Source organism: Provencibacterium massiliense (assembly GCF_900169495.1).
In the GTDB taxonomy this organism is placed as follows: Bacteria; Bacillota; Clostridia; order Oscillospirales; family Ruminococcaceae; genus Harryflintia; species Harryflintia acetispora.
In genome coordinates this window covers 1,600,957-1,627,313 of the sequence record NZ_FWCH01000012.1, presented here as the reverse complement: position 1 = coordinate 1,627,313, position 26,357 = coordinate 1,600,957, and the positions used below count along the sequence as shown (strand labels likewise).

At 62.9% G+C, this 26,357-nt stretch carries 32 protein-coding genes and 1 riboswitch; of the genes, 28 read left to right on the top strand and 4 right to left on the bottom strand.

Translation table 11 applies throughout. The features are described 5' to 3' along the window. Nucleotides 1-139: 139 nt before the first annotated feature. From B5477_RS12905 to B5477_RS12800, 22 genes are all read left to right on the top strand, one after another. Nucleotides 140-637: a ribosome maturation factor RimP gene (locus B5477_RS12905; protein WP_079700069.1), complete on the top strand. Its 498-nt coding sequence runs from the start codon at nucleotides 140-142 to the stop codon at nucleotides 635-637. Continuing rightward, nucleotides 634-1,713, top strand: coding sequence for a transcription termination factor NusA (nusA, locus tag B5477_RS12900; protein ID WP_079700068.1), 1,080 nt, complete (start codon nucleotides 634-636; stop codon nucleotides 1,711-1,713). Before B5477_RS12905 ends, nusA begins: the two co-directional genes overlap by 4 nt. A 35-nt stretch (nucleotides 1,714-1,748) precedes the next feature. Continuing rightward, the gene (gene rnpM, locus B5477_RS12895) at nucleotides 1,749-2,024 is read left to right on the top strand and encodes an RNase P modulator RnpM (RefSeq protein WP_079700067.1); all 276 of its coding nucleotides are present in this window, start codon (nucleotides 1,749-1,751) and stop codon (nucleotides 2,022-2,024) included. After that, a complete protein-coding gene (locus B5477_RS12890; protein WP_079700066.1) occupies nucleotides 2,011-2,313 on the top strand; it encodes a L7Ae/L30e/S12e/Gadd45 family ribosomal protein in 303 nt (100 codons plus the stop codon). Before rnpM ends, B5477_RS12890 begins: the two co-directional genes overlap by 14 nt. 15 nt (nucleotides 2,314-2,328) lie before the next feature. After that, entirely contained in the window at nucleotides 2,329-4,803 is a 2,475-nt protein-coding gene (infB, locus tag B5477_RS12885; RefSeq protein ID WP_079700065.1) for a translation initiation factor IF-2, read from the top strand. Nucleotides 4,804-4,842: 39 nt separating this feature from the next. Then, nucleotides 4,843-5,220 carry a 30S ribosome-binding factor RbfA gene (rbfA, locus tag B5477_RS12880; protein ID WP_079700064.1) on the top strand — a complete coding sequence of 126 codons (378 nt, stop codon included), beginning with the start codon at nucleotides 4,843-4,845 and terminating at the stop codon, nucleotides 5,218-5,220. 22 nt (nucleotides 5,221-5,242) lie between these two features. Continuing rightward, nucleotides 5,243-6,190 (top strand): DHH family phosphoesterase, encoded by a 948-nt coding sequence (locus tag B5477_RS12875; RefSeq protein ID WP_079700063.1) that lies wholly within the window; start codon nucleotides 5,243-5,245, stop codon nucleotides 6,188-6,190. Nucleotides 6,191-6,202: 12 nt separating this feature from the next. Beyond that, the gene (truB, locus tag B5477_RS12870; protein WP_079700062.1) at nucleotides 6,203-7,135 is read left to right on the top strand and encodes a tRNA pseudouridine(55) synthase TruB; all 933 of its coding nucleotides are present in this window, start codon (nucleotides 6,203-6,205) and stop codon (nucleotides 7,133-7,135) included. A gap of 16 nt (nucleotides 7,136-7,151) precedes the next feature. Next, nucleotides 7,152-8,069 (top strand): riboflavin biosynthesis protein RibF, encoded by a 918-nt coding sequence (gene ribF / locus B5477_RS12865; protein ID WP_159449049.1) that lies wholly within the window; start codon nucleotides 7,152-7,154, stop codon nucleotides 8,067-8,069. A gap of 196 nt (nucleotides 8,070-8,265) precedes the next feature. Next, nucleotides 8,266-8,958 carry a site-2 protease family protein gene (locus B5477_RS12860; RefSeq protein ID WP_242942202.1) on the top strand — a complete coding sequence of 231 codons (693 nt, stop codon included), beginning with the start codon at nucleotides 8,266-8,268 and terminating at the stop codon, nucleotides 8,956-8,958. Then, entirely contained in the window at nucleotides 8,958-9,689 is a 732-nt protein-coding gene (locus B5477_RS12855) for a segregation and condensation protein A (protein ID WP_079700060.1), read from the top strand. Before B5477_RS12860 ends, B5477_RS12855 begins: the two co-directional genes overlap by 1 nt. 2 nt (nucleotides 9,690-9,691) lie before the next feature. After that, complete coding sequence (scpB, locus tag B5477_RS12850; RefSeq protein ID WP_079700059.1) at nucleotides 9,692-10,291, top strand: SMC-Scp complex subunit ScpB; 600 nt, start codon at nucleotides 9,692-9,694, stop codon at nucleotides 10,289-10,291. A gap of 12 nt (nucleotides 10,292-10,303) precedes the next feature. Further along, a complete protein-coding gene (locus B5477_RS12845; RefSeq protein ID WP_143533600.1) occupies nucleotides 10,304-10,996 on the top strand; it encodes a DUF2953 domain-containing protein in 693 nt (230 codons plus the stop codon). A 29-nt stretch (nucleotides 10,997-11,025) separates the two neighbouring features. Beyond that, the gene (ytfJ, locus tag B5477_RS12840; protein ID WP_079700057.1) at nucleotides 11,026-11,457 is read left to right on the top strand and encodes a GerW family sporulation protein; all 432 of its coding nucleotides are present in this window, start codon (nucleotides 11,026-11,028) and stop codon (nucleotides 11,455-11,457) included. 67 nt (nucleotides 11,458-11,524) lie between these two features. Continuing rightward, nucleotides 11,525-12,655: a D-alanyl-D-alanine carboxypeptidase family protein gene (locus tag B5477_RS12835; RefSeq protein WP_143533599.1), complete on the top strand. Its 1,131-nt coding sequence runs from the start codon at nucleotides 11,525-11,527 to the stop codon at nucleotides 12,653-12,655. Nucleotides 12,656-12,686: 31 nt separating this feature from the next. Next, nucleotides 12,687-13,472 carry a pseudouridine synthase gene (locus B5477_RS12830; RefSeq protein WP_079700494.1) on the top strand — a complete coding sequence of 262 codons (786 nt, stop codon included), beginning with the start codon at nucleotides 12,687-12,689 and terminating at the stop codon, nucleotides 13,470-13,472. A gap of 16 nt (nucleotides 13,473-13,488) precedes the next feature. Continuing rightward, nucleotides 13,489-13,872 (top strand): VOC family protein, encoded by a 384-nt coding sequence (locus tag B5477_RS12825; protein ID WP_079700055.1) that lies wholly within the window; start codon nucleotides 13,489-13,491, stop codon nucleotides 13,870-13,872. Between the two features lie 77 nt (nucleotides 13,873-13,949). Then, nucleotides 13,950-14,261, top strand: a complete 312-nt coding sequence (locus B5477_RS12820; RefSeq protein ID WP_079700054.1) for a hypothetical protein — start codon at nucleotides 13,950-13,952, stop codon at nucleotides 14,259-14,261. A gap of 206 nt (nucleotides 14,262-14,467) precedes the next feature. Further along, nucleotides 14,468-15,868 carry a carboxyl transferase domain-containing protein gene (locus B5477_RS12815; RefSeq protein ID WP_079700053.1) on the top strand — a complete coding sequence of 467 codons (1,401 nt, stop codon included), beginning with the start codon at nucleotides 14,468-14,470 and terminating at the stop codon, nucleotides 15,866-15,868. Between the two features lie 35 nt (nucleotides 15,869-15,903). Continuing rightward, the gene (locus B5477_RS12810) at nucleotides 15,904-16,209 is read left to right on the top strand and encodes a biotin/lipoyl-containing protein (RefSeq protein WP_079700052.1); all 306 of its coding nucleotides are present in this window, start codon (nucleotides 15,904-15,906) and stop codon (nucleotides 16,207-16,209) included. A 47-nt stretch (nucleotides 16,210-16,256) separates the two neighbouring features. After that, entirely contained in the window at nucleotides 16,257-17,657 is a 1,401-nt protein-coding gene (locus B5477_RS12805) for an oxaloacetate decarboxylase subunit alpha (RefSeq protein WP_079700051.1), read from the top strand. Nucleotides 17,658-17,755: 98 nt separating this feature from the next. Continuing rightward, on the top strand, nucleotides 17,756-18,307 hold the full coding sequence (locus B5477_RS12800; protein WP_079700050.1) for a YcxB family protein: 552 nt from the start codon (nucleotides 17,756-17,758) through the stop codon (nucleotides 18,305-18,307). A gap of 55 nt (nucleotides 18,308-18,362) precedes the next feature. On the opposite strand, the gene B5477_RS12795 is transcribed toward B5477_RS12800, so the two are convergent. The 4 genes from B5477_RS12795 to asd form a co-directional block, all read right to left on the bottom strand. Next, nucleotides 18,363-18,833, bottom strand: a complete 471-nt coding sequence (locus B5477_RS12795; protein ID WP_079700049.1) for an ACT domain-containing protein — start codon at nucleotides 18,831-18,833, stop codon at nucleotides 18,363-18,365. A 76-nt stretch (nucleotides 18,834-18,909) separates the two neighbouring features. Next, nucleotides 18,910-19,659 carry a 4-hydroxy-tetrahydrodipicolinate reductase gene (dapB, locus tag B5477_RS12790; protein ID WP_079700048.1) on the bottom strand — a complete coding sequence of 250 codons (750 nt, stop codon included), beginning with the start codon at nucleotides 19,657-19,659 and terminating at the stop codon, nucleotides 18,910-18,912. Nucleotides 19,660-19,725: 66 nt separating this feature from the next. Continuing rightward, on the bottom strand, nucleotides 19,726-20,616 hold the full coding sequence (gene dapA, locus B5477_RS12785; RefSeq protein WP_079700047.1) for a 4-hydroxy-tetrahydrodipicolinate synthase: 891 nt from the start codon (nucleotides 20,614-20,616) through the stop codon (nucleotides 19,726-19,728). A 65-nt stretch (nucleotides 20,617-20,681) separates the two neighbouring features. Next, nucleotides 20,682-21,761 (bottom strand): aspartate-semialdehyde dehydrogenase, encoded by a 1,080-nt coding sequence (asd, locus tag B5477_RS12780; RefSeq protein ID WP_079700046.1) that lies wholly within the window; start codon nucleotides 21,759-21,761, stop codon nucleotides 20,682-20,684. 184 nt (nucleotides 21,762-21,945) lie between these two features. After that, nucleotides 21,946-22,131: riboswitch (Lysine riboswitch) on the bottom strand. Nucleotides 22,132-22,249: 118 nt separating this feature from the next. Here asd and queA point away from each other — a divergent pair. The 6 genes from queA (at nucleotide 22,250) to scfA (ending at nucleotide 26,283) form a co-directional block, all read left to right on the top strand. Then, complete coding sequence (gene queA / locus B5477_RS12775; RefSeq protein ID WP_079700045.1) at nucleotides 22,250-23,299, top strand: tRNA preQ1(34) S-adenosylmethionine ribosyltransferase-isomerase QueA; 1,050 nt, start codon at nucleotides 22,250-22,252, stop codon at nucleotides 23,297-23,299. A 10-nt stretch (nucleotides 23,300-23,309) separates the two neighbouring features. Beyond that, the gene (locus B5477_RS12770; RefSeq protein ID WP_079700044.1) at nucleotides 23,310-23,948 is read left to right on the top strand and encodes a GNAT family N-acetyltransferase; all 639 of its coding nucleotides are present in this window, start codon (nucleotides 23,310-23,312) and stop codon (nucleotides 23,946-23,948) included. A 21-nt stretch (nucleotides 23,949-23,969) separates the two neighbouring features. Further along, nucleotides 23,970-25,100 (top strand): tRNA guanosine(34) transglycosylase Tgt, encoded by a 1,131-nt coding sequence (tgt, locus tag B5477_RS12765; RefSeq protein WP_079700043.1) that lies wholly within the window; start codon nucleotides 23,970-23,972, stop codon nucleotides 25,098-25,100. A gap of 97 nt (nucleotides 25,101-25,197) precedes the next feature. Next, the gene (gene yajC / locus B5477_RS12760) at nucleotides 25,198-25,536 is read left to right on the top strand and encodes a preprotein translocase subunit YajC (RefSeq protein WP_079700042.1); all 339 of its coding nucleotides are present in this window, start codon (nucleotides 25,198-25,200) and stop codon (nucleotides 25,534-25,536) included. A 78-nt stretch (nucleotides 25,537-25,614) separates the two neighbouring features. Next, a complete protein-coding gene (locus B5477_RS12755) occupies nucleotides 25,615-26,025 on the top strand; it encodes a TIGR04086 family membrane protein (protein WP_079700041.1) in 411 nt (136 codons plus the stop codon). A 120-nt stretch (nucleotides 26,026-26,145) separates the two neighbouring features. Next, on the top strand, nucleotides 26,146-26,283 hold the full coding sequence (gene scfA / locus B5477_RS12750) for a six-cysteine ranthipeptide SCIFF (RefSeq protein WP_079700040.1): 138 nt from the start codon (nucleotides 26,146-26,148) through the stop codon (nucleotides 26,281-26,283). The last annotated feature ends 74 nt before the right edge of the window (nucleotides 26,284-26,357 follow it).

Here is a 26,357-nt window from a genome sequence, read left to right as displayed (position 1 = left end):
GCAAAGCGCCTTGGAATGTGTTATATTAATTAAGGTGAATAGTACGAAGGATGAAAGAGTGGGAATTCCCACTCTTTCGTTTATGTAAGGGCAAAACCCGGGCGCCGCCGCTCGGGGCGCCATAAAAAGGAGACGAAGGATGGCCAGCGAAAAGAAACAGGGGACCGTGCAGATCGTGACTGAGATCGCGCAGCCTGTCGCCGAAGGGCTCGGGGTCGAGCTGTGGGACGTGCGCTATGAGAAGGAGGGCAGCTCCTGGTACCTGCGCATCTTTATCGACAAGGAGGGCGGGGTCACCATCGACGACTGCGAGGCCTTCTCGCGCACGGTGGATAAGCTGATCGACGAGCGCGACCCGATCGCGGGGAGCTATTACCTCGAGGTCTCCTCGCCGGGGATCGAGCGGGAACTGATAAAACCCCGGCATTTCGAGTGCTATCTCGGCCATCCGGTCGCGGTGCGGCTGATCCGCCCGGTGGACGGGGTGCGCGACTTTGTGGGGACGCTGTGCGGCTATGAAAACGGGCAGGTCACCATCGAGCTGGAAACGGATATTCAGATGTCGTTTGAAAAGAAAGAGGCGGCATTTGTCAGGCTGTATGAGGATTATGAAGCAGGAGGGGCAAGGGAAGAATGAACACCGAATTTTTTGAGGCATTGAGCCTTCTGGAGAAGGAGAAGGGGATTTCCCGCGACGCGCTCATCGAGAAGATCAAGGGCGCCATCGCCATTGCAATCAAGCGGGACGTGGGCGGCACCGACGAGAACGTGGTCGAGATCGACCCGGACAGCGGGCGCTTCTATGTCGCGGTGCGCAAGAACGCGGTCAAGGAGGTCGAGGACCCCGACACCGAAATCCTGCTGCAGGACGCCTACCAATACGACTCCTCGGTGCAGGAGGGCGGCCAGATCGAAATCCCGCTGGAGACCAAGGATTTCGGCCGGATCGCGGCGCAGGCGGCCAAGCACGTCATCCGCCAGGGCATCCGCGAGGCGGAGCGCGGGCAGCTGCTGCAAAAATATGAGGATAAGAAATTCGAGATCATCTCGGCCCCGGTGCTCAAGGTGGACCCCGTCAAGGGGAACGTCACGCTGGAGATCGAGAAGAGCGAGACCATCCTCCCCAAAAGCGAGCAGATCGCCGGCGAGGTGCTGCGCGAGGGCGAGCGGGTGATGGTCTATGTGGTGGACGTGGTCGCGGCCGAGAAGGGCCCGCGGATCATGATCTCCCGCACCCATCCGGGGCTGGTCAAGCGCCTCTTTGAGATGCAGACCCCCGAGATCAAGGACGGCACCGTCGAGATCAAGGCCATCGCCCGCGAGGCGGGCAGCCGTACCAAAATGGCCGTTTGGAGCCGTGACGAGGACGTGGACGCGGTCGGCGCCTGTATCGGCCCCAAGGGCAGCCGGGTTTCGGCCATTGTGGAGGAGCTCGGGGGAGAGAAGATCGACGTGGTCAAGTACTCCGACGACCCCCAGCAGTTCATCACCGCGGCCCTCTCCCCGGCGGACGTGATCTCGGTCGAGGTGGACCCCGAGGGGGCCAAGAGCTGCAAGGCCACGGTGCCCGACCACCAGCTCTCGCTGGCCATCGGCAACAAGGGCCAGAATGCCCGGCTGGCAGCACGCTTGACCGGCTGGAAGATCGACATCCGCCCCGAGAGCGGATTTTACGGCGAGGACGACCCCAAGGCGGATTCCAAGGAAAACTAAGGGGATTTTAATAGAAACGGAGGTGGGACCCCAAGATGGCACAACAGAGGAAAATTCCCATGCGCATGTGCTCCGGCTGTATGGAGCATAAGCCCAAGAAGGAGCTGATCCGGGTGGTGCGCACCCCAGAGGGGGAGATCAAGGTGGATCACACCTCCAAATGCTCGGGCAGGGGAGCCTATGTCTGTCCGGACATCGAGTGCCTGCGCAAGGCGCTGAAGGCTAGACGCTTCGAGCGCGCGCTGGCCTGCCAGATCCCAAAGGAGATTTATCAAAGGCTCGAAGAGGAACTGCTCGATGGAGGGCAATAAGCTGGCGGGCACGCTGTCGATGTGCAAGCGTGCGGGAAAACTCGTAATCGGATTTGACATGGTAAAGGAGTCGTTGCACAAAAAGAATGCGCAGCTGATCCTTTTTACAGAGGATCTTTCACCCAAAACCGAGCAGGATATCCGCTTCCTGGCTGAGCAAAAAAACGTGCCCTGCCAAAAGCTGCCCGTCACAATGGATGAGCTGTGGTACCTGATCGGCAAACGAGTGGGCGTGGCCGCCGTGACAGACGCGGGGTTCGCAGGCAAGCTGACCGGCCCGATAGGATGAGGAGGATTTGATACTATGATGGAAAAATATAGAGTACACGAGGTCGCCAAGGATCTCGAGGTACCCAGCAAGGATGTGCTCACCTTGCTTTCGGAGCATTTTAAGGGGGAGACGATCAAGCACATGACCGCGCTGAGCGAGCAGCAGCTTGATCTGATCTTCGAGCACTACACCCAGAAGAATATGGCGGAGAATTTCGACGCCTACTTCGCGATGGCCAAGGCCCCCGAGCCGGTGGCTTCCGCGCCGGCTGCGCCCGCGCCCGCGGCTCCCGCCGCACCGCAGGCCCCGGCCGGGAAGGCTGCTGCTCCTGCCGCGCATGCGCAGCCCCGTCCCGCCGCGCAGCAGCGCCCCGGCCAGCGTCCGGGGCAGGGACAGCAGGGCGGACAGCGCCCGCAGCAGCAGAGAAACGGCGGCGCACAGCGTGAGCGCTCGCAGATGCCCTTCGCGCCGAAGGCCCCGGCCGCGCCCGCCGCGCCGCTCGATCCCGCCGCGCGCAAGATCGAGAAGAAGAGCGACACCAAAACGGTCGACATGCGCTCGGCGCAGGTCAACCTCGACAAATACAACGAGCGTTACGAGCAGATCGCCCCGACCAACCTGCAGAAGAAGGACAACGGGGTGCGCAAGCAGAAGCTCAACCAGCGCAGCGCGCAGCGCCGCCGCCAGCAGATGTCCCGCAAGGAGATCGAGGCGGAGAAGATGCGCAAGCTCGAGGTCGAGCGCCAGCGCCGCCAGAAGCTGGAGATCACCATCCCCGAGGAGATTTCGGTCGGGGACCTCGCGCTCAAGATGAAGATCCAGGTGACCGAGGTCATCAAGAAGCTGATGCAAAACGGCGTGATGGCCGGCGCCGGCGAGATCATCGACTACGACACCGCCGCCCTGGTCGCCATGGAGCTCGGCGCCAAGGTCGAAAGAGAAGTGGTCGTCACCATCGAGGAGCGGCTCTTCAGCGACGAGGAGGACGACGAGAAGGATCTGCAGGAGCGCTGCCCGATCGTGGTGGTCATGGGGCACGTCGACCACGGCAAGACCTCGATCCTCGACGCGATCCGCAATGAGCACGTCACCGCCTCCGAGGCGGGCGGGATCACCCAGCACATCGGCGCTTACCAGGTCAAGGTGGGCGAGCGGCCGATCACCTTCCTGGACACCCCGGGCCATGAGGCCTTCACCGCCATGCGCGCCAGAGGCGCCCAGGTCACCGACGTGGCGATCCTGGTGGTCGCGGCCGACGACGGGATCATGCCCCAGACGGTCGAGGCGATCAACCATGCCAAGGCCGCCGGGATTTCGATCATCGTGGCAATCAACAAGATGGATAAGCCCGCCGCCAACCCCGAGCGGGTCAAGCAGGAGCTGACCGAATACGAGCTCATCCCCGAGGAGTGGGGGGGCGACGTGATCTGCGTGCCGGTTTCGGCCGTCACCAAGGAGGGGATCGACACCCTGCTGGAGATGGTGCTGCTGGTCGCGGACATGAAGGAGCTCAAGGCGAACCCGGGCCGTCCGGCCAAGGGCACCGTCATCGAGGCGCGCCTCGACACCGGGCGCGGCCCGGTGGCCACCATCCTGGTGCAAAACGGCACCCTGCGCACCGGGGACACCGTCATCGCGGGCACGGCCATGGGCCGCGTGCGGGTGATGACCGACGACCAGGGGCGCAAAGTTGACGAGGCGGGGCCCTCCATGCCGGTCGAGATCACCGGCCTCGGCGAGGTGCCCAGCGCGGGCGACGTCTTCAACGCCGTCGCGGACGAGAAGCTCGCCCGCGAGCTGGTCGAAAAGAGAAAGTACGAGGAGAAGGAGGAGGTCTTCAAGAGCTACCACAAGGTCACGCTCGACAACCTCTTCTCCCAGATCGCCGAGGGCGAGGTCAAGGAGCTGCCCGTCATCGTCAAGGCGGATGTGCAGGGCTCGGTCGAGGCGGTGCGCCAGTCGCTCGAGAAGCTCTCCAGCGACGAGGTGCGCGTGCGGGTCATCCACGGCGCGGTGGGCGGCGTCTCCAAGTCGGACGTCATGCTCGCCCAGGCGAGCGGCGCGATCATCGTCGGGTTCAACGTGCGCCCGGACAGCGTGGCGCGGGACGACGCCGAGCGCGAAGGGGTGGAAATTCGGCTCTACCGGATCATCTACGACGCGATCGAGGACGTCAAGAACGCCATGAAGGGGCTGCTCGCCCCCAAGATCCGCGAGGTCGACCTCGGGCGCGCCGAGGTGCGCCAGGTCTACAAGATCTCCAGCGTCGGCACCGTTTCGGGCTGCTATGTGCTCGAGGGCAAGATCGAGCGAAACGCCAAAATCCGGGTGGTGCGGGACAACATCATCATCGCGGACGACGAGCTGGCCTCCCTCAAGCGCTTTAAGGACGACGTCAAGGAGGTCGCCCAGTCCTACGAGTGCGGCATTACGCTGCAGAAGTTCAACGACATCAAGGAAGGCGACGTCTTCGAGGCGTATATTCTCGAGGAATACAGAGAAGATTAAACCTGACGGAGTTTACCTCCGCAGGAAGGAGGGCTTTTCATGGCCTTTAAGCTGGACCGCCTCACCGAGGATGTGCGGCGGGAGCTGACCGACATTCTGCATACCCTCAAGGACCCGCGCATCGGCGGGCTGATCACCATCGTCAGGGTGGATTTGACCAACGACCTGTCCCACTGCAAGGTGTACGTCAGCTCGCTCGAGGGGATCGAGGGGGCAAAAAAGGCGGTCGAGGGTCTGCGCAGCGCGGCCGGGTACATCCGCCGGGAGATCGGCCACCGGGTCGAGATGCGCCGCAGCCCCGAATTTACCTTCGTGGCGGACGACTCGATCGAGTACAGCGCCGGGATCGCGCAGAAGCTCGGGCAGCTGCACGAGCGCTATGCGCGGCAGGACACGGAAGAACAGGAATCCAAATGAGGAAAAAGGGAGAGGGGACAGCATGGACATTTCGGTAAAGGAGACGGCGCGGCAGCTGGAGCGGGCGCAGGACGTGGTGATCGTCGCGCACAAGTCCCCGGACGGGGACACGCTGGGCAGCAGCTTCGCGCTGCTCTACGCGCTGCAGGCGCTGGGAAAGCGCGCGCGGGTGGAGTGCTCCGACCCCTTCCCGAAGAAGTACGAGTATTTTTTAAAGGGGTATCAGCCCGAAGGCTTTGAGGAGCGCTTCGTCGTCTCGGTGGACGTGGCCGATGAAAAGCTCTTCGGGCCGGGCACCGGGCACTATGCCGGAAAGGCCGATCTGTGCATCGACCACCACCAGACCAACACCGACTACGCGCGCTGCCGGTGCCTGGACTATGGCAAGGCGGCCACCGCGCAGCTGATGTACTTTATCTTCCGGGAGATGGGGGTGACGGTCACCCCCCTGATCGCCGACTGCCTCTTTACCGGGATCACCACCGACACGGGATGCTTCCGGTACACCAACGTCACCGCCGAGACCCACGAGGTCGCGGCCCGGCTGATCGGGCTGGGCGCACAGGCGGGGGAGATCAACCGGATCATGTTCGAGACCAAATCGAAGAGCCGGATCGCGGTGGAGCGCATGGTGATGGAGTCGCTGGAATATGACTTTAGCGGGCGCTGCGCCATGATCTGCATCTCCAAGGACATCCTCACGCGTTCGGGCGCCTCGGAGGATGAGCTCGAGGGCGTCTCGGCCATGCCGCGCCAGATCGAGGGCGTGATGGCCGGGGTCACGCTCAGCGAGCGGGAGGACGGGTATAAGGTTTCGCTGCGCACCAGCGAGCAGATCGACGCGGCCGAGGTCTGCGCCCTGCTCGGCGGCGGCGGCCACGCCCGCGCGGCCGGCTGCTTCATCAGCGGGGACCTCAATTCGGCCAAGGCGGCGATGCGCCAGGCGCTCGCCGGCTTTTTGCCGGCTTAGGCGGGAGGCAGGATGGACGGTATACTCTGTGTGGACAAGCCGGGGGACCACACCTCGTTCGACGTGATCGCTCGGATACGCGGGATCCTTCATATCCGCAAGGTGGGGCACGGGGGCACCCTCGACCCGATGGCGACCGGCGTGCTGCCGGTCTTCCTCGGCCGGGCGACAAGGTGCTGCGACCTGCTGCCGGTGCAGCGCAAGCGCTACCGGGCCACGGCGCGCCTGGGGATCGAAACCGACACCCAGGACATCACCGGGCGGGTGCTGCGGGAAGAGACTTCCCACGTCACCCGCGCACAGCTCGAGGCGGCGATGGAGCGTTTTCGCGGCAGCTTTGAGCAGGTGCCGCCGATGTATTCGGCGGTGCAGGTGGGCGGGCGGCGGCTCTACGACCTGGCCCGCAAGGGGATCGAGGTGGAGCGCCCGAGCCGCCGGGTAACTGTCTATGAGCTGGAGCTGCTGGACTTTGACGAGGATGCGCAGATATTTACCTTCGAGGCGGAGTGCTCGAAGGGGACCTATGTGCGCACCCTCTGCTGCGACATCGCGGCGCAGGCGGGCTCGCTTGCCTGCCTCACGGCGCTGCGGCGCACCATGTCCGCCGGGTTTACCCTTTCCCAGTGCGTGACGCTGGAGCAGCTGCAGCTGCTGGCGGGCGAGGGCCGGGCCGAGCGCGCGCTGCTGCCCATCGAGCGGGCCTTCGAGGGCCTGCCGCGGATCGAGCTGAGCGAGGCGCAGGCGCGGATGATCAAAAACGGGGTCAAGCTCGACCTGCGCCGGGTGCGCGGGGGGCAGGCCGCGGGCGCGGTGGCGGTCTTCGGGCCGTCGGGCGAGTTCTTGGCGCATGCGGCGGCGGACCGGGAAAGACAGGAGCTTCGCTCCATCAAGCTCTTCTGCCCCGCCCCGGGGCCCGCCCAGAAGGCGGACGGGAATACGAAATAAAGGAGCCATCAAAGGCGTGAAGCTGATACAATCGCTGCAGGAAATCCATCCTCCCCGGCCGACGGCGGTCGCGCTGGGCTTTTTCGACGGCGTCCATCTCGGGCACCGCGCGGTGGTGGGCGCCGCCGCGGCATATGCAAAGGGGGCGGACGGGCTGTTGCCGGTCGCCTTTTCTTTTTCCACCGCCCGCCACGCGCCACAAAAGAAGGCGGGCGGGCGGATCTACCCGGATGAGCAGCGCGCGCTGCTGCTGGGCGAGGCGGGCGCGCGGCTGGTGGTGCTGCCGCCCTTCGAGGCGATCGCCTCGATGGAGCCCCGGGAATTCGCCGGGCTGCTGTGCGGCCGTTTGCAGGCTAAAGTAGTCTGCTGCGGGGCGGACTACCGCTTCGCGAAGGGCGGCGCCGCGGGAGTGCGGGAGCTCGAGGAGCTCTGCAGGGAATATGGCGCACACTTGGAAATCGTGAAGCCGGTGACCCTCGGCGGCGAGCGGGTGAGCACCACCCTGATCCGCCAGGCGCTGGCCGCGGGCGAGGTCGAAAAGGCGGCCCGGCTGCTCGGCGGGTGCTACTTCATCGACACGGTGGTGTGCACCGGGCGCCAGATCGGGAGGACGCTGGGCTTCCCGACCATCAACCAGCCCTTCTTCTACAATGCCGCTCTGCCCCGCTTCGGGGTGTACGCCGCCTTCGCCGTCGTCGACGGCAAGCGGCTGCCCGCGGTGGCCAACATCGGGGTCAAGCCCACGGTGGGCGAGCACTTCGCCCCGGGGGCGGAGACCTATATCCTCGACTTTAACCGGGACCTCTACGGGCAGCGGGTGCGCGTTGAGCTGTGCGCCTTTCTGCGGCCCGAGGAGCGCTATGATTCCCTGGAGGAGCTGAAAGGTCAGATCGTGCGGGACTGCGAGCAGGCGCGGCTGCACTGTATAGGTTGAAGGACTTTGTCCTTCAACCCATAAAGGACTTTGTCCTTCAACCCACAAAGGACTTCGTCCTTTGGCCTTCAAAAATGAGGAAAATGTAAAGTTTTCCAAAACAGTTTGATGTGCAGCCCCCTTCGCTTGTGTTTTGGAGCGCCAGGCGGTATAATGCTAGGGACGATCTGATTACTCCAGAGGAGGATTTTTGACTTTGAATATTCTGAGCTTCCTGACCTCCGGGTACATGTTCAGCATCCTGGCGCGTATCCTGGTGCTTTTCACCTGTATCCCGGTACACGAGTGCGCGCACGGGTGGATGGCGCACCGCCTGGGTGACGACACGGCCAAGAATCAGGGACGCCTCAATTTAAACCCCTTTACCCACCTCGACCTGATCGGCACCCTATCCCTGGTGCTCTTCGGGATCGGCTGGGCGAAGCCGGTGCCGGTCAACCCCTTCAATTTCCGGGGGAACCGCAAGCGCGGCATGGCCCTGACCGCCGCGGCGGGCCCGGCGGCCAACGTGGTGCTGGCCTTTGTCATCCTGATCATCTATAAGATTTTTTACATCATCTGCGGGGTGTTCCACCTCTGGACGGCGGACCTGGCGGTGATCCTCACCCAGATTCTCGGGATCATGGTGACCACCAACATTTCTCTGGCGGTCTTCAACCTCCTGCCGGTCAATCCCCTGGACGGCTCGCGGATCATCGGGGTGTTCCTGCCCGACAAGATTTATTATAAGCTCATCGAATACGAGCGGTACATCTATTTTGCAGTCATCCTGCTGCTCTTCACCGGGGTTCTGGACCGGCCGATCAGCTTTGTGGCGGGCTATGTCTTCAAGGGGCTCAACTTCCTGACCTCCTTTATCGACGTTCTGGCGGGGGTGCTGCTGCGCTGATGGAGGAGCTCAAGTTTAGGGTGCAGGAGTACGAGGGCCCGCTGGACCTGATCCTGCAGCTGATTCAAAAGCACAAGCTGGACATCTACGACATCGAGATTTCCGCCCTGCTCGAGCAGTACATGGCGGCGATCGACGAGTGGCGGGAAAACCAGCTGGACATTGCGAGTGAATTTCTCGAGATGGCCTCCCACCTCGTTTATATCAAGACGGTCATGCTGCTGCCCCGCCACGAGGAGGAGGGCGAGGACCCGCGAAAAGAGCTGACCGGCGCGCTGCTCGAGTACCAGGCCTGCCAGCGGGCGGCCGCTCTGCTCGGGGAGAAAAACCGCGGGGTGGACCGCTTTGTGCGCCCGCCCGAGGAGCACGAGGCGGACATGACCTATACCCTCATCCACCGGCCGGGGGAGCTGCTGGGCGCATACTTCGGGGCGCTCGGACGGGGCAGGCGGCATCTGCCGCCGCCCAAGACCGCCTTCTCGGGGATCGTTTCCCGGCGTGTGGTCTCGGTGGCCTCGCGGATCGCCTTTGTGCTGAGTAAGCTCTACCGCCGCGCGCGGGTAAACTTCCTCGGGCTCTTCGAGCAGAGCGACCGGCCCGAGATGGTGGCCACCTTCATGGCGGTGCTCGAGCTGATCAAGGACAAGCGGGTGCGCGCCACGCCGGACGGCAAGGAGCTGGTGATGTTAAGAAGCGGCCCGGCTCCCGAAACCACGAAGCAGGAAGGGTGACTATGCAGCTACGAGAAAAGCAAAATGAAATACAGGCGATCGTCTTTGCCAGCGGCGAGCCGATCGAGCTTTCCCGCCTTTCCCAGGCGGTGGAGCTGGACGAGAAGGAGACGCTCGGGCTGATTGCGAACATCAACGACCTCTACCGCGAGCAGGAGATCCCCTTCGAGCTGGTGAGGCTGCAGGAGAGCGTGCAGCTCTGCACCCGTTCGCAGTATGCCCCGCTGATCCGGCGGGCGCTCACCCTGCGGCGCAATACCCCGCTCTCCCAGGCGGCGCTGGAGGTGCTGGCGATCGTCGCCTACAACCAGCCGGTGACCAAGGCCTTTGTCGAGCAGGTACGCGGGGTGGACAGCTCCTCGACGGTCAATTCCCTGGTTGAAAAGGGCCTCATCGAGGAGGCCGGGCGGCTCGAGCTGCCCGGGCGGCCAATCTCCTATAAAACGACCTCCAACTTCCTGCGTTGCTTCTCGCTGGGTTCCCTCGACGAGCTCCCCTCGCTGGAGAGCTCCGGCGAGGACGAGGGTGGGGAGGAGCGCCAGCTGGAAGGACAGCTCGGCTTTGAGGAGACCCTCCCCGTTAGGGAGGGAGAAGAGGAATAAGGAGGGCTGCCGGTGGCAATCATGTTATCAGTCCTTGCCATACTGCTCCTGCTTTTGCTCCTGCCCGTCACGCTGCATGTGACCCTCTTCGACGGGGAGCTGCAAACGACGGTGCGCTACCTCTTTTTGCGCTTTCGCTTCCCTTCGGAAAGGGGCGAAGAGCCAAAAGAGGACAAGCCTCCAAAGCGCCGCAGGAAGAAAAAACAGAAGAAGCAGGAGGCCCCGCAGGAGCAAAAGGAGAAGGAGCCCGAAGAAAAGAAGTGGGACTTCGAGGCGGTTAAAAACGCGATCGAGCTCGGGAAAGAGCTGCTCGTCGGCGCCGGGAAGGCGCTGAAGGCCCTGCTGCGCGGGGTGCGCGTGCGGCAGCTGAAGCTCGAGATCGCGGTGGTCGGGGAGAACGCTGCCGACACCGGGATCAAGAGCGGAAACTACAACGCGTATCTGCACACGGCGGCGGCGCTGCTGCAAAACTTTGTCCGTGTGAGGGAGCTCTACCTCAACGTCTATCCCGCCTTTTGGCAGCAGGAGGAGACGATTGCCTTCGAGGGGAAGCTCTCGCTGCGCCCGGTGCGGGCGCTGATGGCGGCGGGCGTGCTGCTGATAGAAAGCATCCCGGCGCTGCTTCGGTACCTGCGCCGCAAAAACGGCGCGGCCGACGCACGGCCAAGGGAAGAGCAAGCACCGGCCGCGGCCGGGGATAAATAGATGTTGAAATTTAAAGGCGGTGTATTTTAGTGGCAAATCCCAATCAGCATCCGTCGGCGGGCCTGGTGGACGCGACGCTGCAAAATTTAAAGAACCTGGTGGACGTCAACACCATCATCGGCGACACCATCCAGCTGCCGGACGGCACCACGATCATCCCGATCTCCAAGGTCTCCTTCGGCTACGGCACGGGGGGCAGCGACATCCCCTCGAAGAACCCGGGCGAGCACTTCGGCGGCGGCACCGGCGGCGGGGTCACCATCGAGCCGATCGCCTTCCTCACCATCCAGAGCGGCACGGTCAAGCTGCTCCAGGTCGACCAGGCGGACAACACCGCCGATAGGATCGTGAACCTCATCCCGCAGATCTTCGACAAGGTCAGCGAGCTGTGCGAGCACGCGAAGGAGAAGAAGGCGGCCGAGAAGGCCGCGCCCAAAAATCAGGACGGCGCCGGAATCTGAGCATACTAGAACCCTCCTTGCCTGCATATGATTACCAGAGAGAATCATTTGCGGGCAGGTGGGTTTTGTGTTAAAACGCGTTTTATCTGGCTTATTGATGTTCTGCCTCCTCTGCGCCCCGGCCGCCGCGGCCGGGGAAGGGGAGGAGGCGCTCACCTCCGCCAAGGCGGCGGTGGTGATGGAGATGAAGACCGGGCGGCTGCTCTACGATCAGAACGGGGAGGAACGCCTTCCCCAGGCGAGCACCACCAAGATCATGACCACCCTTCTGGCGCTCGAGGAGCCGGACATCGACACCTATTTCACGGTGGACTCCGGCGCGGTGCACGTCGAGGGCTCCTCGATGGGGCTGCTCGAGGGGGACCAGGTCTCGCTGCGGGCGCTGTGCTACGGGATGATCCTGCCCTCGGGCAACGATGCGGCCAACGTCACGGCGGTGCGCCTCGCGGGGAGCATCCCCAATTTCGCCAAGCTGATGAACGAGCGGGCAAAGCAGCTGGGCCTTGCGGACACCGCCTTCGTCACCCCCTCGGGGCTGGACGCCGACGGGCACTACACCACCGCGCGCGACCTCGCCGAGCTGACGCGGTACGCGATGGGGGATGAGACCTTCCGGGAGATCTGCTGCCAATACCGGGCGCAGACCAAGTTCGGCAACCCGCCCTTCGAGCGGTGGCTCAAGAACCACAATAAGCTGCTCGAGATGTACGAGAACTGTATCGGCGTCAAGACCGGGTTTACCGACAACGCGGGCCGGGTGCTGGTCTCGGCCGCACAGAAGGACGGGGTGGAGCTCGTCTGCGTGACCATGGACGATCCGGACGACTGGCGGGACCATGAGAACCTGTACGAGATGTGCTTTGCCGAGCTGAGCGGGCGGGACGTCAGCGCCCTCTTCCCCAAAATCGAGATGCCGGTGGCCGGCGGGGAGGGGCTCGCCCTCGCCGCCGTGGTGGGGGATACCACCCTGCCGCTGCGGGACGGGGAGTACGAGCGGCTGGAGGTCAAAATCAGCGTGCCGCCCTTCGAATACGCGCCGGTACGCGCCGGGCAGCAGGCGGGCCGGGCCGAGCTCTGCCTCGGGGAAGAAACCCTATTGAGCCTGCCCCTGGTCTATGAGGACGAGGTCGCGGCGCTGCACCCCTACCGCGAGCGCCGGGGCGTGATCGGCTGGTTTCAGGATTTATTTCGCAAATAGACAATGGAAGACGTAAAAATTGGAGGACAATGTGGAGCAGATACGGATACAAAAGGTCCTGTCGGACAATGGCATCCTCTCAAGGCGCAAGGCCGAGGAGGCGATCAGCGCCGGGCGGGTGACGGTAAACGGCCGTCCGGCATCCCTGGGACAGAAGATCGACCCCGGCAAGGATTTGATCGCCATCGACGGGAAAAAGGTCGCCACCAGCGGCAAGGTGCGCAAGGTCTACCTGGCGCTGTATAAGCCGCGGGGCTTTGTGACCACCCTCTCGGACGAGATGGGGCGCAAGTGCGTGGCCGAGCTTGTGAAGAACGCGCCGGCCAAGGTCTACCCCATCGGGCGGCTGGACAAGAACAGCGAGGGGCTGCTGCTGCTGACCAACGACGGGGATTTCGCCAACCTGATCATGCATCCCAGCCACCATGTGGCCAAGACCTACCGGGTCACGGTGCGCGAAAAGGTGAGCGAGGATGCGCTGGTCGCCCTCTCGGTGGGGGTGCAGCTCGAGGACGGCAAGACCGCCCCCGCGCAGGTTTCGGTGCTCGAGGAGGAACCGGGGCGTACCGTGCTGCAGATCACCATCTACGAGGGGCGCAACCGCCAGATCAGGCGGATGTGCGAGGCGGTGAACCTCACCGTCGCGCGGCTCAAGCGCACCGCCATCGGCCCGCTGCGCCTCGGCATGCTCGGGCAGGGCAGATGGCGCGAGCTGACCGCGCAGGAGGTCGGGGCGATCCGCAGTGCCGCGCTGCAGGCCGAAAAGCCCCGGCGGGAAAAACCGCAGCCGGGGCCCGCAGCGGGACGAAGGCAATAACGCCGGGGGAGAAGCTATGCAGATTGAACATGCGGCCATGTATGTAAACGACCTGGAGGGGGCGAAGGAGTTCTTCGTTCGCTATTTCGAGGCGCGGGCAAACGGCGGGTACTACAACGTCAAGACGGGGTTCCGCTCCTACTTTCTCTCCTTCGACGGGGGCGCCCGGCTGGAGATCATGACCCGGCCCGCGCTGAAAGAGGGGGAGAAGGACCCGCTGCAAACAGGGCTTTCCCATATCGCCTTCCAGGTGGGGAGCGAGGAGGAGGTCCGGGCGCTGACCGAACGGCTGCGCGCGGACGGCTTCCAGCTGCTCAGCGGCCCCAGGACGACGGGCGACGGATACTATGAAAGCTGCGTGGCCGGCTTCGAGGGCGTTCAGGTGGAGATCACCGCCTGAGGCGCCTGTGTGATGATAAATGGACCGGCGGGCGGGGGGAAACCTTCGCCCGCCTTTTATGAAAGGATGTTGAAACCATGCTGACCATCAAACTGACCGCGCCGGACACCTATACCGCCAAGGAGGGCGGGAAGGAGCTCGGAAGCTGCCGCTTCGCCATTGAGGGGGACACCCTCACCATCACCCGGGCCGAGACCCTGGAGGGGGACGGCTTCCTGCTCGACGGGCTGCTGCGCGCCGCCCTCTTCTACGGCTATGAGCGCGGCTGCGCCTACGGCGTAATCGGCGAGGCGGTGGAGGAGGGCTTCCAGAGGCAGCTGCAAGCGCTGGGACTACAAGCGGGCGTCAAGCTGCGGCAGGAGGACCTGCCAAGGCATTGCGGCTGCTAGGACATTTTTGGCAGGGCGGGAGGACGCAAAGCGCACTCAAAAAACATGAATTTCTGCCGGAAAACAGCTTGTTATTTATTAGACGAAGGTGTATAATAAACCTTGATTACGCGATTTCCCGTCTTGCCGGGCCGGCAGGCGCGGCAGGGCGGCGTGAGGCAGTTTAATTACTTAAAAAATACAGGAATGGAAATGGAGGAAAAAAGATGAGTGAACAAACGAAACTCGAAAGGCTTTCAGCCGCTCGTCTTGAGGCCGGGAAGGCTTCTTCTGCCCGTGAAAGGCTGGTAAAGCTGTTTGATGAAAACACCTTTGCCGAGCTGGACGCTCTCGTGAAATGCGGGGGGGCCGGGTGCGGAGTCATCACCGGTTACGGCGAGATCGACGGGGCGACCGTGTTCGCGTTCTCTCAGGACGTCTCGGCGCGCGGCGCGGCTGTCGGCAGCAGCCAGGCGAAAAAGATCGTGAAGCTTTATGAGATGGCGGTCAAGACCGGCGCGCCGGTGGTCGGGGTCTATGACTCCAAGGGCGCCGACATCGCCGAGGGCAACGGGATGCTCGCCGCTTACCGCGAAATCCTTTCGGCGGCAAACAACCTCTCCGGCGTGGTGCCCCAGGTTTCTTTGGTGCTGGGCGTCTGCGGGGGACTGAGCGCGATGGCGGCCTGCGCGGCCGACTTCGTGATCATGAGCGAAAAGGCCGAGCTCTTCTTGACCCCTCCGGCCGTGGCCAAGGACGGTGCGGTCGCCGGCACCGCCGAGGCGGCGCAGAAGTCCGGCACCGCCCAGATCGTAACAAGCGACGAGGACGAGGCGATCGCCAAGGCCCGCCAGCTCCTTTCCATGCTGCCGGCCAACAACCTGTCGGCCGCCGCCACCTTTGATTTTTCCGAGCCGCAGACGGCTTCGCTGCTCGACACCATCGAGAGCACCCTCGGCGAGACCACCAAGTGCGACCTGGTGCGGGCCATCGCGGACGAGGGCAGCTTCCTGCTGATCGGCTCCGGCTTCGGCCAGGGCGCGCACACCGCGCTGTGCACCCTCTCCGGCTTCACCGTGGGCATGGTCACCGCCGGCGGCGTGCTCGACCACGACGGCGCGGCGCGGATCGCCCGCTTCGTCTCGGTCTGCGACAGCTTCCAGATCCCGGTTGTCACCATGATCAACACCGAGGGCTTCGCCCCCGCCGGCGCTGAGGAGCTCGCGGGCTCGATCCGCGACATTGCGCGCCTCTCGCACGTTTACGCCGAGGCCACCACCCCGAAGGTCGCCCTGATCACGGGCAGCGCCGTGGGCAGCGCCTATGTGGCCCTCTCCCAGGCCGATCTCACCCTGGCCTGGCCGAACGCCTCCATCAGCGCCCTGCCCGTGTCTGCGGCGGTCGCCTTCCTAAAGGGCGGCGAGATCACCGCCCAGAAGAGCCGCGAGCAGGTCGAGGCCGAGTATAAGGACAACGAGGCTTCGGCGCTCAGAGCCGCCGAGGAAGGCTTCGTCAGCGACATCATCGATCCGAAGGACACCCGCGAGGAACTGATCAAGGCTTTGGACATGCTCTCCGGCAAGCGGGTCAGCCGTCTGCCCAAGAAGCATTCCAACCTGCCGATGTAAATAATCGCCCGAAAAATCAAGGAGGTATTTGAAAGATGAAAAGATATACCGTCACCGTCAACGGCAAGGCTTACGACGTTTCTGTGGATGAGGTCGGCGCCGGCGCACCGGCCGCCGCTGGCGCCGGCGCCGTGAAGGTCAACGCTCCCATGCCGGGCAACATCCTGGACGTCAAGGTCAAGGCCGGCGAGAGCGTCAGCGAGGGCCAGCCCCTGGTCATCCTCGAGGCGATGAAGATGGAGAACGACATCGTGGCCCCCAAGGCGGGCGTTGTCGCCGCCGTCCACGTCAAGAAGGGCGACGTGGTCAACTCCAACGATCTGCTCGTTTCGCTCGACTAATCGTTTTTGAGGATTCAATCTGACAAGGAAAGGGGTTTATCGAACACATGGGTAAACTGAAAATTACCGAGACCGTCCTGCGCGACGCGCATCAGTCCCTGATCGCGACCCGCATGTCGATGGCCGATATGGAGCCGATGTTAAAGCCGCTGGATGAAGTCGGCTTCTACTCCTGCGAAGTGTGGGGCGGCGCGACCTTCGACGCGTGCATCCGCTTCCTGGACGAGGACCCGTGGGAGAGGCTGCGCATCATCCGCAAGAACATGCCCAACACCAAGCTGCAGATGCTCTACCGCGGCCAGAACATGCTGGGCTACCGCCATTACGCCGACGATCTGGTCGAGTATTTCGTGCAGAAGTCGGTTGCCAACGGGATCGACATCATCCGCATCTTCGATGCGCTCAACGATATCCGCAACCTGGAGACCTCGATCAAGGCCGCCAAGAAGGAGGGCGCGCACGCCCAGTGCGCCATCTCCTACACCCTGAGCCCGGTGCACAACATCGAGTATTTCGTCAAGCTGGCCAAGTCCTATGAGGACGCGGGCGCCGACTCGATCTGCATCAAGGACATGGCCGCGCTGATCACCCCCTATGCGGCGCAGGAGCTGGTGCAGGAGCTCAAGAAGAACATCAAGGTTCCCGTCCAGCTGCACACCCACTACACCTCCGGCCTCGCCTCGATGGCGATCATCAAGGCGGTCGAGGCTGGTGTCGACATTGTGGACACCGCGATGTCCCCGCTGGCGCTGGGCACCTCCCACGCGCCGACCGAGTCGATCGTGGCGGCCTTCCAGGGCACGCCCTACGACACGGGGCTCGATCTCGATAAGCTCAACGTGGTGCGCGCACACTGCGCCAAGCTGCGTGAAAAGTACCTGGCCAACGGCCTGCTCAACCCGAAGGTGCTGGGCGTGGACGCTAACACCCTGCTCTATCAGGTACCGGGCGGCATGCTCTCCAACCTGATCTCCCAGCTCAAGCAGGCGGGCAAGGAGGACCAGTTCGAGGAGGTCCTCAAAGAGGTCCCGCGCGTGCGCGAGGACTCGGGCTTCCCGCCGCTGGTCACCCCGACCTCCCAGATCGTGGGTACCCAGGCGGTGTTCAACGTCATCATGGGCGAGCGGTACAAGATGGTCACCAAGGAGTTCAAGGGCCTGGTGCGCGGCGAGTACGGCCGCACCCCCGCCCCGATCGACCCCGCGTTCCGGGAGAAGATCATCGGCGACGAGAAGCCGATCGACTGCCGGCCGGCCGACCTGCTGGAGCCCGAGGTCGAGAAGATGCGCGCCGAGGTTCCCGCCGAATATCTCGAGCAGGAGGAGGACGTCCTCACCTGGGCGATGTTCCCGCAGGTGGCGCCCAAATTCTTTGAGAAGCGCAAGAACAAGAAGTACGGCGTGGACGGCGAGCATGCCGACAAGAAGGACATGGTCCATCCCGTCTGAGATAACGAAAAAAGCCCCCGGCGAAAGCCGGGGGCTTTTTGTTGTCATATGGGACGGAGTGTGTTAAAATAAGGAAAAGAAGAAACGGGGGATAGTTGATGGAGGAGCTCGAACACGCGCAGCAGGAAGAAGCGTTTTTCACGGTGGAATCGGTCATCACGCCGAAGGACTACCGGGCGCTGTACTATTTCAATATCTTCCATAAAAACAAAACCATCAAGGTGCTCAGCGTGGTGATTGCCGCCTGCATGCTGGTCGTTCTGTCCTCGGCGCTGATACTGGATGACAGTAAAATGCTGACGCGGGCAATTACTTTCATCGTGGTGGTATTCCTGGCTGAGTGGGGCGTGCTGGAGCTCGGGGTGCGCCGGATCATCAAGGGGGACACCATTTCGATTAACAATCCCAGCGGGCACACCCTTTACCGCGACCGGATCGAGGTGTTTTCCCAAAAGACCGAAGGGCACGCCACCTACACCTGGGAGATGGTCACCGACGCCTGGCAGACCCGGGAATATTTTTACCTCTTCCTCGGCGTGTCCCATGTGATCATCCTGAAAAAGCAGGGCATGGGCCGGCAGGAGATCGGCCTGCTCGACGGCTTTTTGCATGAGCGCTATGGTAAAAAGTATCACAGTAAAATAAGATAGCGGAAAACAAGCGCCCTCCGGTTATGCCGGAGGGCGCTTACATATTCAACGTTTCTTATGACTCGAGCGCAAACTCCTCGCGCAGCACCCGCAGCGCATCCCCCAGATGGGCCGAGGTCACCAGCAGGGAAATATCTACCTCCGAGGTGGTGATCAGCATGAGGTCGCATTTGGTCTTGGCCAGCGCCGCGAGGGCTCTGGCGGCGATTCCCGGGGTGCCGGGCATCTGCTCGCCGTAAAGCTGGATTTTGACGTTCCCACCGGCGATTAGGGGTTTGATGGAGGGGTGCTCCTCCCGGAATTCGTTGATCAGCTCGAGCACCTGCACCAGCTTTTCACTTCCAACCGTGAAGGAGACGCTGGTGTTTTCCCCCTTGGGCGCGGACTGGGAGATCATGTCGATGTCGATCCCCGCCTCGCCGAAGCGCAGGAAAATCTCCGAGATCAGCCGCAGGTCCGCGGGAATTTTGGAAAAGGTGATGAGGGAAGCGTCCTCCGTCACCGTGATTTTATCTACGCCGTACATATGAACCTCCCCGTCGCAGTGGCGACCCAAACTGAGTTTACTCGCATAAGGATTTTTTGTTGCTTGTTAACATATTTTACACCAAATCGCCCATGTCGTAAAGACCCGGGGCGCGATCCTGCAAAAAAATCGCGGCCCGCAGCGCCCCGGCGGCGAAGACCCGCTTGGAGGAGGCCGAGTGGGACAGGGTGATCACCTCGTCCTCCCCGCAGAAGAGCACCTCGTGCTCCCCCACGATGGTCCCCCCGCGCACCGAATGGATGCCGATCTCATTTTTCGGCCGCTTCATCCGGCGGGAGTGCCGGTCGTAGACATATTGCGGGGCGGGGGACAGCTCCCCGGACAGCGCGTCGGCGAGCATGAGGGCGGTGCCGCTGGGCGCGTCGAGCTTCTGGTTGTGGTGCCGCTCGATGATCTCGATATCATATTCCCCGCCGAGCACCTGCGCAGCCCGCTTGCAGAGCTCGCGCAGCAGGCTGACCCCCAGGGACATGTTGGCTGAAAAGAAGATCGGGATTTCGCTTGCCGCCTCGTGGATGGCGCCGATCTGCTCCTCTCGAAGCCCGGTGGTGCAGATCACCGCGGGCAGCCGCCGTTCCCTTGCCAGGGCCAGCAGCCCCTGGCAGAGGTCGGGATGGGAGAAGTCCACCAGCACCCCGTTTGGCCCATCGTATTGCTCAGGGGAGGGGTAGATAGGAAACGGAGCTCCGGGGAAGGGGCGGCGGTCGATCCCCGCCGCCACTTGGCAGTCCTCCCTTGCGGCGGCGAGAGCCGCGACCGCGCGGCCCATCTGGCCGCAGGCCCCGCTGAGAATCAGCTCGGTCATGGTTACAACCTTTCCTTTCCCGGGGATCGGCGCCTGGGTGCAATCCCCAACATCCTTTTAAAGTGGCTACGAAAGCGCTCCGGCTTCCAAAAGGGCTTCGCGCAGGCGGGCGCGGCCCTCATCGGTCATCTCGACGAGCGGCATGCGGCAGGGACCGGCCTCCCGGCCCATGAGGTTCAGTGCCTCCTTAACCGGGATGGGGTTGACGTCCGAGAAGAGCGCCTCAATCAGAGAATGGTAGCGCAGCTGCAGCGCGCAGGAGCGCTTTACATCGCCGTCGAAATAGGATTGGCAGATTTCGTGGGTCTCATGCGGCAGCACATTGGAGAGCACCGAGATGACCCCCTTGCCGCCGAGCGAGAGGATGGGGACGATCATGTCGTCGTTCCCGGAGTAGATATCGAGCTCTTCGCCGCAGGCGGCCGCGATCCCGGTGACGAGCTGGATGCTCCCCGAGGCCTCCTTGACCGCTACGATGTTCGGATGCTTGGCAAGCTCCCTGAAAGAATCAATGGAAATTCCCATCCCGGTGCGGGAGGGGACGTTATAGAGGATCACCGGCAGGTCGGTCGCCTCGGCGACGCTCAGGAAATGGCGCACCAGCCCGCGTTGGGAGGTCTTGTTGTAGTAGGGGGTGACGTGCAGCAGCGCGTCGGCCCCGGCGGCCTTGGCCTCCTTGGACATCCAGATCGAATACTCGGTGTGGTTGCTCCCCGCCCCGGCGACGACCGGGACCCGCCCGGCGGCGTATTCCACCGCGGCGGCAATGGTATGTACATGCTCCTCGTCGGTCATGGTGGCGCTCTCGCCGGTGGTCCCGCAGATGACGATGGAGTCGGTCCCTTCCTCGATCTGCCAGTCGATCAGCTCGCGCAGCTTTTCGAAGTTGATCGAGCCGTCCTCATGCATGGGGGTGACGATGGCGACGCCCGCCCCGCGAAAGATTGTTTTTTTCATGCTTGGTCCCTCCAAAGGTGATGATGGTGGTGGGCTTTCGGCACTGCGGGCGGGCGATAAGGGGATCAGTCGAGATAGCCCTTTGCCGCGAGCAGCTCTGCCATCAGCACGGCGCCGCCCGCCGCGCCGCGCAGGGTATTGTGGGAGAGGCAGACGAATTTATAGTCATACTGGCTGTCCTCGCGCAGCCGCCCGATCGAGACGGCCATCCCATTTTCCAGGTTGCGATCAAGCCGCGCCTGCGGGCGGTCGTTTTCCTCGAAGTAGTGCAGAAGTGACTTCGGCGCGCTTGGAAGCGAGAGCTTCTGCGGCTCGCCGGAAAACTCCCGCCAGCAGCGCTTGATTTCCTCGAGGGACGGCTTGCGCTCGAAGGAGACGAACACCGCCGCCGTGTGGCCGTCGGACACCGGTACGCGCAGGCACTGGGTGGTGATCGAGGGGCCGGCGGCGTTTACGATCTCGCCGTCTACGACTTCCCCCCAGATTTTGAGCGGCTCGCACTCGCTCTTCTCCTCCTCGCCCCCGATGTAGGGCACGACGTTGTCGATGATCTCGGGCCAGGAGCTGAAGGTCTTGCCCGCCCCGGAAATTGCCTGATAGGTGCAGGCGAGGGCCTTGGTCACGCCGAAGCCCATCAGCGGATGGAGCGCCGGGACGTAGCTTTGCAGCGAGCAGTTGGACTTGACGGCGATGAAGCCGCGGCGGGTGCCCAGGCGCTTGCGCTGGTGTTCAATCACGGCGGCGTGGCCGGCGTTGATCTCGGGGATGATCATCGGCACGTCGGGGGTGTGGCGGTGGGCGGAGTTGTTGGAGATGACCGGGCACTCGAGCTTGGCGTAGCGCTCCTCGAGCGCCTTGATCTCCTCCTTTTTCATGTCTACCGCGCAGAAGATGAAGTCCACCGACGCGGCGATCCGCTCAGCGTCCGAACTCGCGTCCAGCACCACCATGTCCCGCACAAAGGCCGGGATGGGGGTGCTCATGGCCCAGCGTTCGCCGACCGCTTCGGCATAGGGCTTTCCCGCGCTGCGCGCCGAGGCGGCGAGGGCGGTGATATGAAACCAGGGGTGCTCGCTCAGCAGTGTGATGAAGCGCTGCCCGACCATCCCGGTCGCGCCGACGACGGCAACTCGATAATTTTTCATGACGTTCTCTCCTCTGTTAATAGATTATGCGGGTGTGCGGTTTTTGGCTTTCGGATTTCGGATAATAAAAAAACCGGTTGAAAACCGGCATGCATTACAATATAATAGAACTTAGCGCCTGAGGCGGCGCGCGGGCTGCGGCACGCCGCCATGCGGGCGTGGCACCCCGTCGTACCATCCTCAAAAAAGCGATAGCGCTCCATCATATTGCATGATGACAGTCATTTTCCTGTTCGGACAACTGACCAGAAAGCGGCGCGGACCGGCCCACGCTCTCTTCGGCAGCCCACCCTTTCCATGCGCGGCTGATGGCGAAATCGGTCCTTTCTCGCCGCGCTGTACTTTTGAAGGCTGCGCCTCTATCCTGTTATTTTCCTTGTCTGTCCATCCTGCGCGGACAGCCTGCAAAGGGCTTCGCCGTGCGGATATTACACATATCTTAGCATTGTAAAGCGCTGATGTCAACAAGTTTTGAAAGTTGTGATAAAATGGATAAATTTGAAAGCGGTTCGTGGAATAAATCCGACTTCTGGTTCGAGCTTCCCGAGCACCTGATCGCCCAGACCCCCATCACCCCCCGCGACCACTCGCGGATGATGGAGATTTCCCGCGCCGGCGGCGCGATCAGCCACCGGCATTTTTACGACCTGCCGCAGGCGCTCAAAAAGGGCGACCTGCTGGTGATCAACGACTCCAGGGTCCTGCCCGCGCGGCTCTACGGCGAGAAGCGGGAGACTGGCGGCGCGATGGAGTTCCTGCTGCTCGAGCAGAAGGAACAGGATATCTGGGAGGTGCTGGTCCGCCCGGGCAAGCGCGCCAAGGAGGGGGCCCGCTTCGTCTTTGGCGGCGGGCTGCTCGAGGGGGAGGTGCTGACGACCGTCGAGGGCGGCAACCGGCTGGTGCGCTTTTCCTACGAGGGGAGCTTCTACGAGGTGCTGGAAAAGATCGGACAGATGCCCCTGCCCCCCTATATCACCCAGAAGCTGGAGGACAAGGAGCGCTACCAGACCGTTTACTCGAAGGAGGTCGGCTCGGCCGCCGCGCCGACGGCGGGATTGCACTTCACCCCCCGCCTGATGGAGGAGCTCGAGGGAATGGGGGTGCGCTTTGCCAGCGTCACGCTGCATGTGGGGCTCGGGACCTTCCGCCCGGTCAAGGTGGACGACATCAAAGAGCACAAGATGCATTCCGAGCACTACTTTGTCCCCGAAGAGACCGCCCGCCTGGTCGAAGAGACCAAGGCTGCCGGCGGCCGGGTGATCGCGGTGGGGACCACCAGCACCCGCACCCTGGAATCAGTCTATGCAAAGTACGGGAAAATCATCCCCTGCGAGGGGTATACCGATATTTTTATCTATCCCGGCTACCGCTTCGGGGTGCTCGACGGGCTGATCACCAACTTCCACCTGCCCGAAAGCACCCTGATCATGCTGGTTTCGGCCTTCCTGGGGTATCGGGAGACGATGGAGGCCTACCGCGAGGCGGTGCGCGAGCAGTACCGTTTTTTTTCATTCGGCGATTGTATGCTGATTCTATAACGGAGGAATTATGGAGCTTAAATTTCGCAACGTCACCAAGTCGGACCAGCGGGAGGTGGAGGAGCTGACCCGCGAGGCGTTCTGGAACGTCTACGCCCCCGGGTGCGACGAGCACTACCTGGCGCACCTCTTATGGCAAAGCGAAGCGCTCATCCCCGAGCTGGCGCTGGTCGCCGAGCTGGACGGGGAGCTTGCGGGGAACATCCTCTATACCCGCGCCGGGATCGTGGACGGGCAGGGGGAGGAGCACGCGGTCGCCACCTTCGGGCCGGTGAGCGTGCGGCCAAAGCTGCAAGGGCGCGGGATCGGGCAGAAGCTGATCGAACACTCGCTCTCCCTCGCGCGCGGGATGGGAATCCCCGCCGTCTTCATCTATGGGGACCCGGATTATTACCGGCGCTGCGGGCTGCTGCCGGCCGAGCGCTTCGGGGTGCGCAACCGGGAGGGAAAATTCGCCGCCGCGCTGCAGGGGATCGAGCTGCTGCCCGGGGCGCTGCGGGGGATCACCGGGCGCTTTGCCGAGGACCCGGTATTTGAGATCGATCCCGCCGCCTCCAAGGAATTTGACCGCTCCTTCCCAAAGAAGGAGAAGGGCTACGCCCCCTCGCAGGACCGTTTTTTGGAGCTTGTGGGGATGGTACACGACTAAAATAAGGATAAGGAAGATCGGATGTATACCTTAATCAAACAGGAGGGCAGGGCCCGGCGCGGTACCTTTACCACCCCGCACGGGACCATCCAGATGCCCGCTTTCATGAACGTCGGGACCGCCGCCGCCATCAAGGGCGGGGTCTCCTCGCTGGACCTTAAAGAGCTGCGCTGCCAGGTCGAGCTGTGCAACACCTACCATCTCCACCTGCGCCCGGGGGACGACGTGGTGAGGGCGCTTGGCGGGCTGCACGGCTTCATGAACTGGGAGGGGCCCATCCTCACCGACAGCGGGGGGTTCCAGGTCTTTTCCCTCTCGTCGCTGCGCAAGATCCGCGAGGAGGGGGTGGAGTTCCGCTCCCACCTCGACGGGAAACGGATTTTCATGGGGCCGGAGGAGAGCATGAAAATCCAGTCGAACCTCGGCTCCACCATCGCGATGGCCTTTGACGAGTGCATTGAAAACCCCGCCGAATATGATTACACCAAGCGCAGCACCGAGCGCACCGCCCGCTGGCTGCGCCGCTGCCGGCAGGAGCTGGACCGCCTGAACGCCCTGGAAGGCACGCTCAATCCCCGCCAGATGCTCTTCGGGATCAACCAGGGTTCGACTTATGACGACCTGCGGATCGAGCACATGAAGGTGATCCGCGAAATTCCCTGCGAGGGCTATGCCATCGGGGGGCTGGCGGTGGGGGAGAGCGCCGGGGAGATGTACCATGTCATCGAGCAGGTGGAGCCCTTCATGCCAAAGGACAAGCCCCGCTACCTGATGGGGGTGGGCACGCCGGCGAACATCCTGGAGAGCGTGCGCCGCGGGGTGGACCTCTTCGACTGCGTCATGCCCAGCCGCAACGCGCGCCACGGGCACGTCTTCACCTGGGAAGGGATCCGCAACCTCAACAACGAAAAGTATAAGCTCGACCCCCTCCCGCTGGACGAAAGCTGCCAATGCCCCTGCTGCCGCAGCTTCTCGCGGGCCTATCTGCGGCACCTGCTGCGCGCGGGGGAGATGCTCGGCATGCGGCTGCTGGTCATGCACAACCTCTATTTCTACAACACCCTGCTCGAGCAGATCCGCCAGGCCCTCGACGAGGGCCGCTACGAGGAATACTGCCGCAGGTGGCTCCCGGTTCTCTCCACGCGCATTTGAGGGGAAAAATTCGCGCAAAGCGGGTTGAATAGCGGTCTGCTCCATGCTATAATAGGTTACGTTACACAAAAACAGACGTTATCGGAGGTAAAACAATATGCTCAGTTCTTATCTGCTCCAGGCCGGGGCCGAAGGCGCCGCCGGCGGCGGGATGGCGGTCATGCTCATCCAACTGCTCCCCCTGGTGCTGATCTTTGTGGTCTTCTATTTCCTGCTCATCCGTCCGCAGAAGAAGCGCGACAAGGAAATCCAGAAAATGCGCTCCGCCCTGGAGGTTGGCGATGAAATCACCACCGCCGGCGGGATCATCGGACGGGTCGTCTCGCTCAAGGACGACACCCTGGTCATCGAAACCGGTTCGGACCGCAGCAAGATCCGCATTGCGCGCTGGGCGGTGCAGACGAACAACACCGTGCACGACGACGTTGCCGAATAACGAATAGTCGGCCGCGCCGTGGAATACAAATATAGCGAGGGCGCACACCGCCCAGTCTATATTTGTGAGGTGCTGTTTATGTCCGGCAACCACAACAAGGCCGAGCTTCACGGGCTCCAGAAATACGTCCATCCCCTGCTGTGGGGGCTCGGCGCGGGGTGCGCCGTCTGTGTGGCGCTGCTGCTGCTTTTATCCGCCGTGATCGCGGTGCGGGATATCCCGCACATCGCCTTCGACCCGCTGATGGTGGTCGTCGGTGCGCTCGGCGCCATTGCCGCGGGCTATCTCAGCGCGCGGCTGACGAAGGAGCGGGGGATGCTCATGGGGCTTTGCGCCTCCTTTGCGCTCTTCCTGCTGCTGGTGCTCTGCAACCTGCTGATCACCACCTGCAGCTTCGGCACCATCCTGCTGGTGAAGCTCTTCGCCATGCTGCTCGCCGGGGCGATCGGGGGGATCCTCGGGGTCAACCGCAAGGTGCGCCCCAGATAGTTGCGCACGGGTGCGAAATATGCTAAACTAGGACCGTAAATTTTTTAGGCGGGATGTTTTCGCCTTGTGGCGAAGGGCGGTATCCGCCGCCGAAATTCCCGGAAAGGATTGATTTTGAATATGAAACATATCAAAACCCTCAACCAGGCCAACCTCAAAAAGAGCGCTGCCAAGGGCGGCTGCGGCGAGTGCCAGGCTTCCTGCCAGTCTGCCTGCAAGACCTCCTGCACCGTTGCCAACCAGAAGTGCGAGAAGTAAGATTTTCTTTCCCGGGTTCGTGGCCCGGCCAAAGATGAACAAATCCTCGCGGCCGTGTCGTCAGGTACGGGTGC

Coding starts and splice junctions, on each gene's coding strand:
- B5477_RS12800 (WP_079700050.1), top strand. CDS start 17,756: ATGGAGGAGCTCGAACACGCGCAGCAGGAAGAAGCGTTTTTCACGGTG.
- yajC (WP_079700042.1), top strand. CDS start 25,198: ATGCTCAGTTCTTATCTGCTCCAGGCCGGGGCCGAAGGCGCCGCCGGC.
- B5477_RS12815 (WP_079700053.1), top strand. CDS start 14,468: ATGAGTGAACAAACGAAACTCGAAAGGCTTTCAGCCGCTCGTCTTGAG.
- asd (WP_079700046.1), bottom strand. CDS start 21,761: ATGAAAAATTATCGAGTTGCCGTCGTCGGCGCGACCGGGATGGTCGGG.
- queA (WP_079700045.1), top strand. CDS start 22,250: ATGGATAAATTTGAAAGCGGTTCGTGGAATAAATCCGACTTCTGGTTC.
- B5477_RS12755 (WP_079700041.1), top strand. CDS start 25,615: ATGTCCGGCAACCACAACAAGGCCGAGCTTCACGGGCTCCAGAAATAC.
- infB (WP_079700065.1), top strand. CDS start 2,329: ATGATGGAAAAATATAGAGTACACGAGGTCGCCAAGGATCTCGAGGTA.
- B5477_RS12810 (WP_079700052.1), top strand. CDS start 15,904: ATGAAAAGATATACCGTCACCGTCAACGGCAAGGCTTACGACGTTTCT.
- B5477_RS12825 (WP_079700055.1), top strand. CDS start 13,489: ATGCAGATTGAACATGCGGCCATGTATGTAAACGACCTGGAGGGGGCG.
- truB (WP_079700062.1), top strand. CDS start 6,203: ATGGACGGTATACTCTGTGTGGACAAGCCGGGGGACCACACCTCGTTC.
- B5477_RS12795 (WP_079700049.1), bottom strand. CDS start 18,833: ATGTACGGCGTAGATAAAATCACGGTGACGGAGGACGCTTCCCTCATC.
- scpB (WP_079700059.1), top strand. CDS start 9,692: ATGCAGCTACGAGAAAAGCAAAATGAAATACAGGCGATCGTCTTTGCC.
- B5477_RS12855 (WP_079700060.1), top strand. CDS start 8,958: ATGGAGGAGCTCAAGTTTAGGGTGCAGGAGTACGAGGGCCCGCTGGAC.
- B5477_RS12890 (WP_079700066.1), top strand. CDS start 2,011: ATGGAGGGCAATAAGCTGGCGGGCACGCTGTCGATGTGCAAGCGTGCG.
- scfA (WP_079700040.1), top strand. CDS start 26,146: ATGAAACATATCAAAACCCTCAACCAGGCCAACCTCAAAAAGAGCGCT.
- B5477_RS12905 (WP_079700069.1), top strand. CDS start 140: ATGGCCAGCGAAAAGAAACAGGGGACCGTGCAGATCGTGACTGAGATC.
- B5477_RS12805 (WP_079700051.1), top strand. CDS start 16,257: ATGGGTAAACTGAAAATTACCGAGACCGTCCTGCGCGACGCGCATCAG.
- tgt (WP_079700043.1), top strand. CDS start 23,970: ATGTATACCTTAATCAAACAGGAGGGCAGGGCCCGGCGCGGTACCTTT.
- dapA (WP_079700047.1), bottom strand. CDS start 20,616: ATGAAAAAAACAATCTTTCGCGGGGCGGGCGTCGCCATCGTCACCCCC.
- rbfA (WP_079700064.1), top strand. CDS start 4,843: ATGGCCTTTAAGCTGGACCGCCTCACCGAGGATGTGCGGCGGGAGCTG.
- B5477_RS12875 (WP_079700063.1), top strand. CDS start 5,243: ATGGACATTTCGGTAAAGGAGACGGCGCGGCAGCTGGAGCGGGCGCAG.
- nusA (WP_079700068.1), top strand. CDS start 634: ATGAACACCGAATTTTTTGAGGCATTGAGCCTTCTGGAGAAGGAGAAG.
- B5477_RS12770 (WP_079700044.1), top strand. CDS start 23,310: ATGGAGCTTAAATTTCGCAACGTCACCAAGTCGGACCAGCGGGAGGTG.
- dapB (WP_079700048.1), bottom strand. CDS start 19,659: ATGACCGAGCTGATTCTCAGCGGGGCCTGCGGCCAGATGGGCCGCGCG.
- rnpM (WP_079700067.1), top strand. CDS start 1,749: ATGGCACAACAGAGGAAAATTCCCATGCGCATGTGCTCCGGCTGTATG.
- B5477_RS12820 (WP_079700054.1), top strand. CDS start 13,950: ATGCTGACCATCAAACTGACCGCGCCGGACACCTATACCGCCAAGGAG.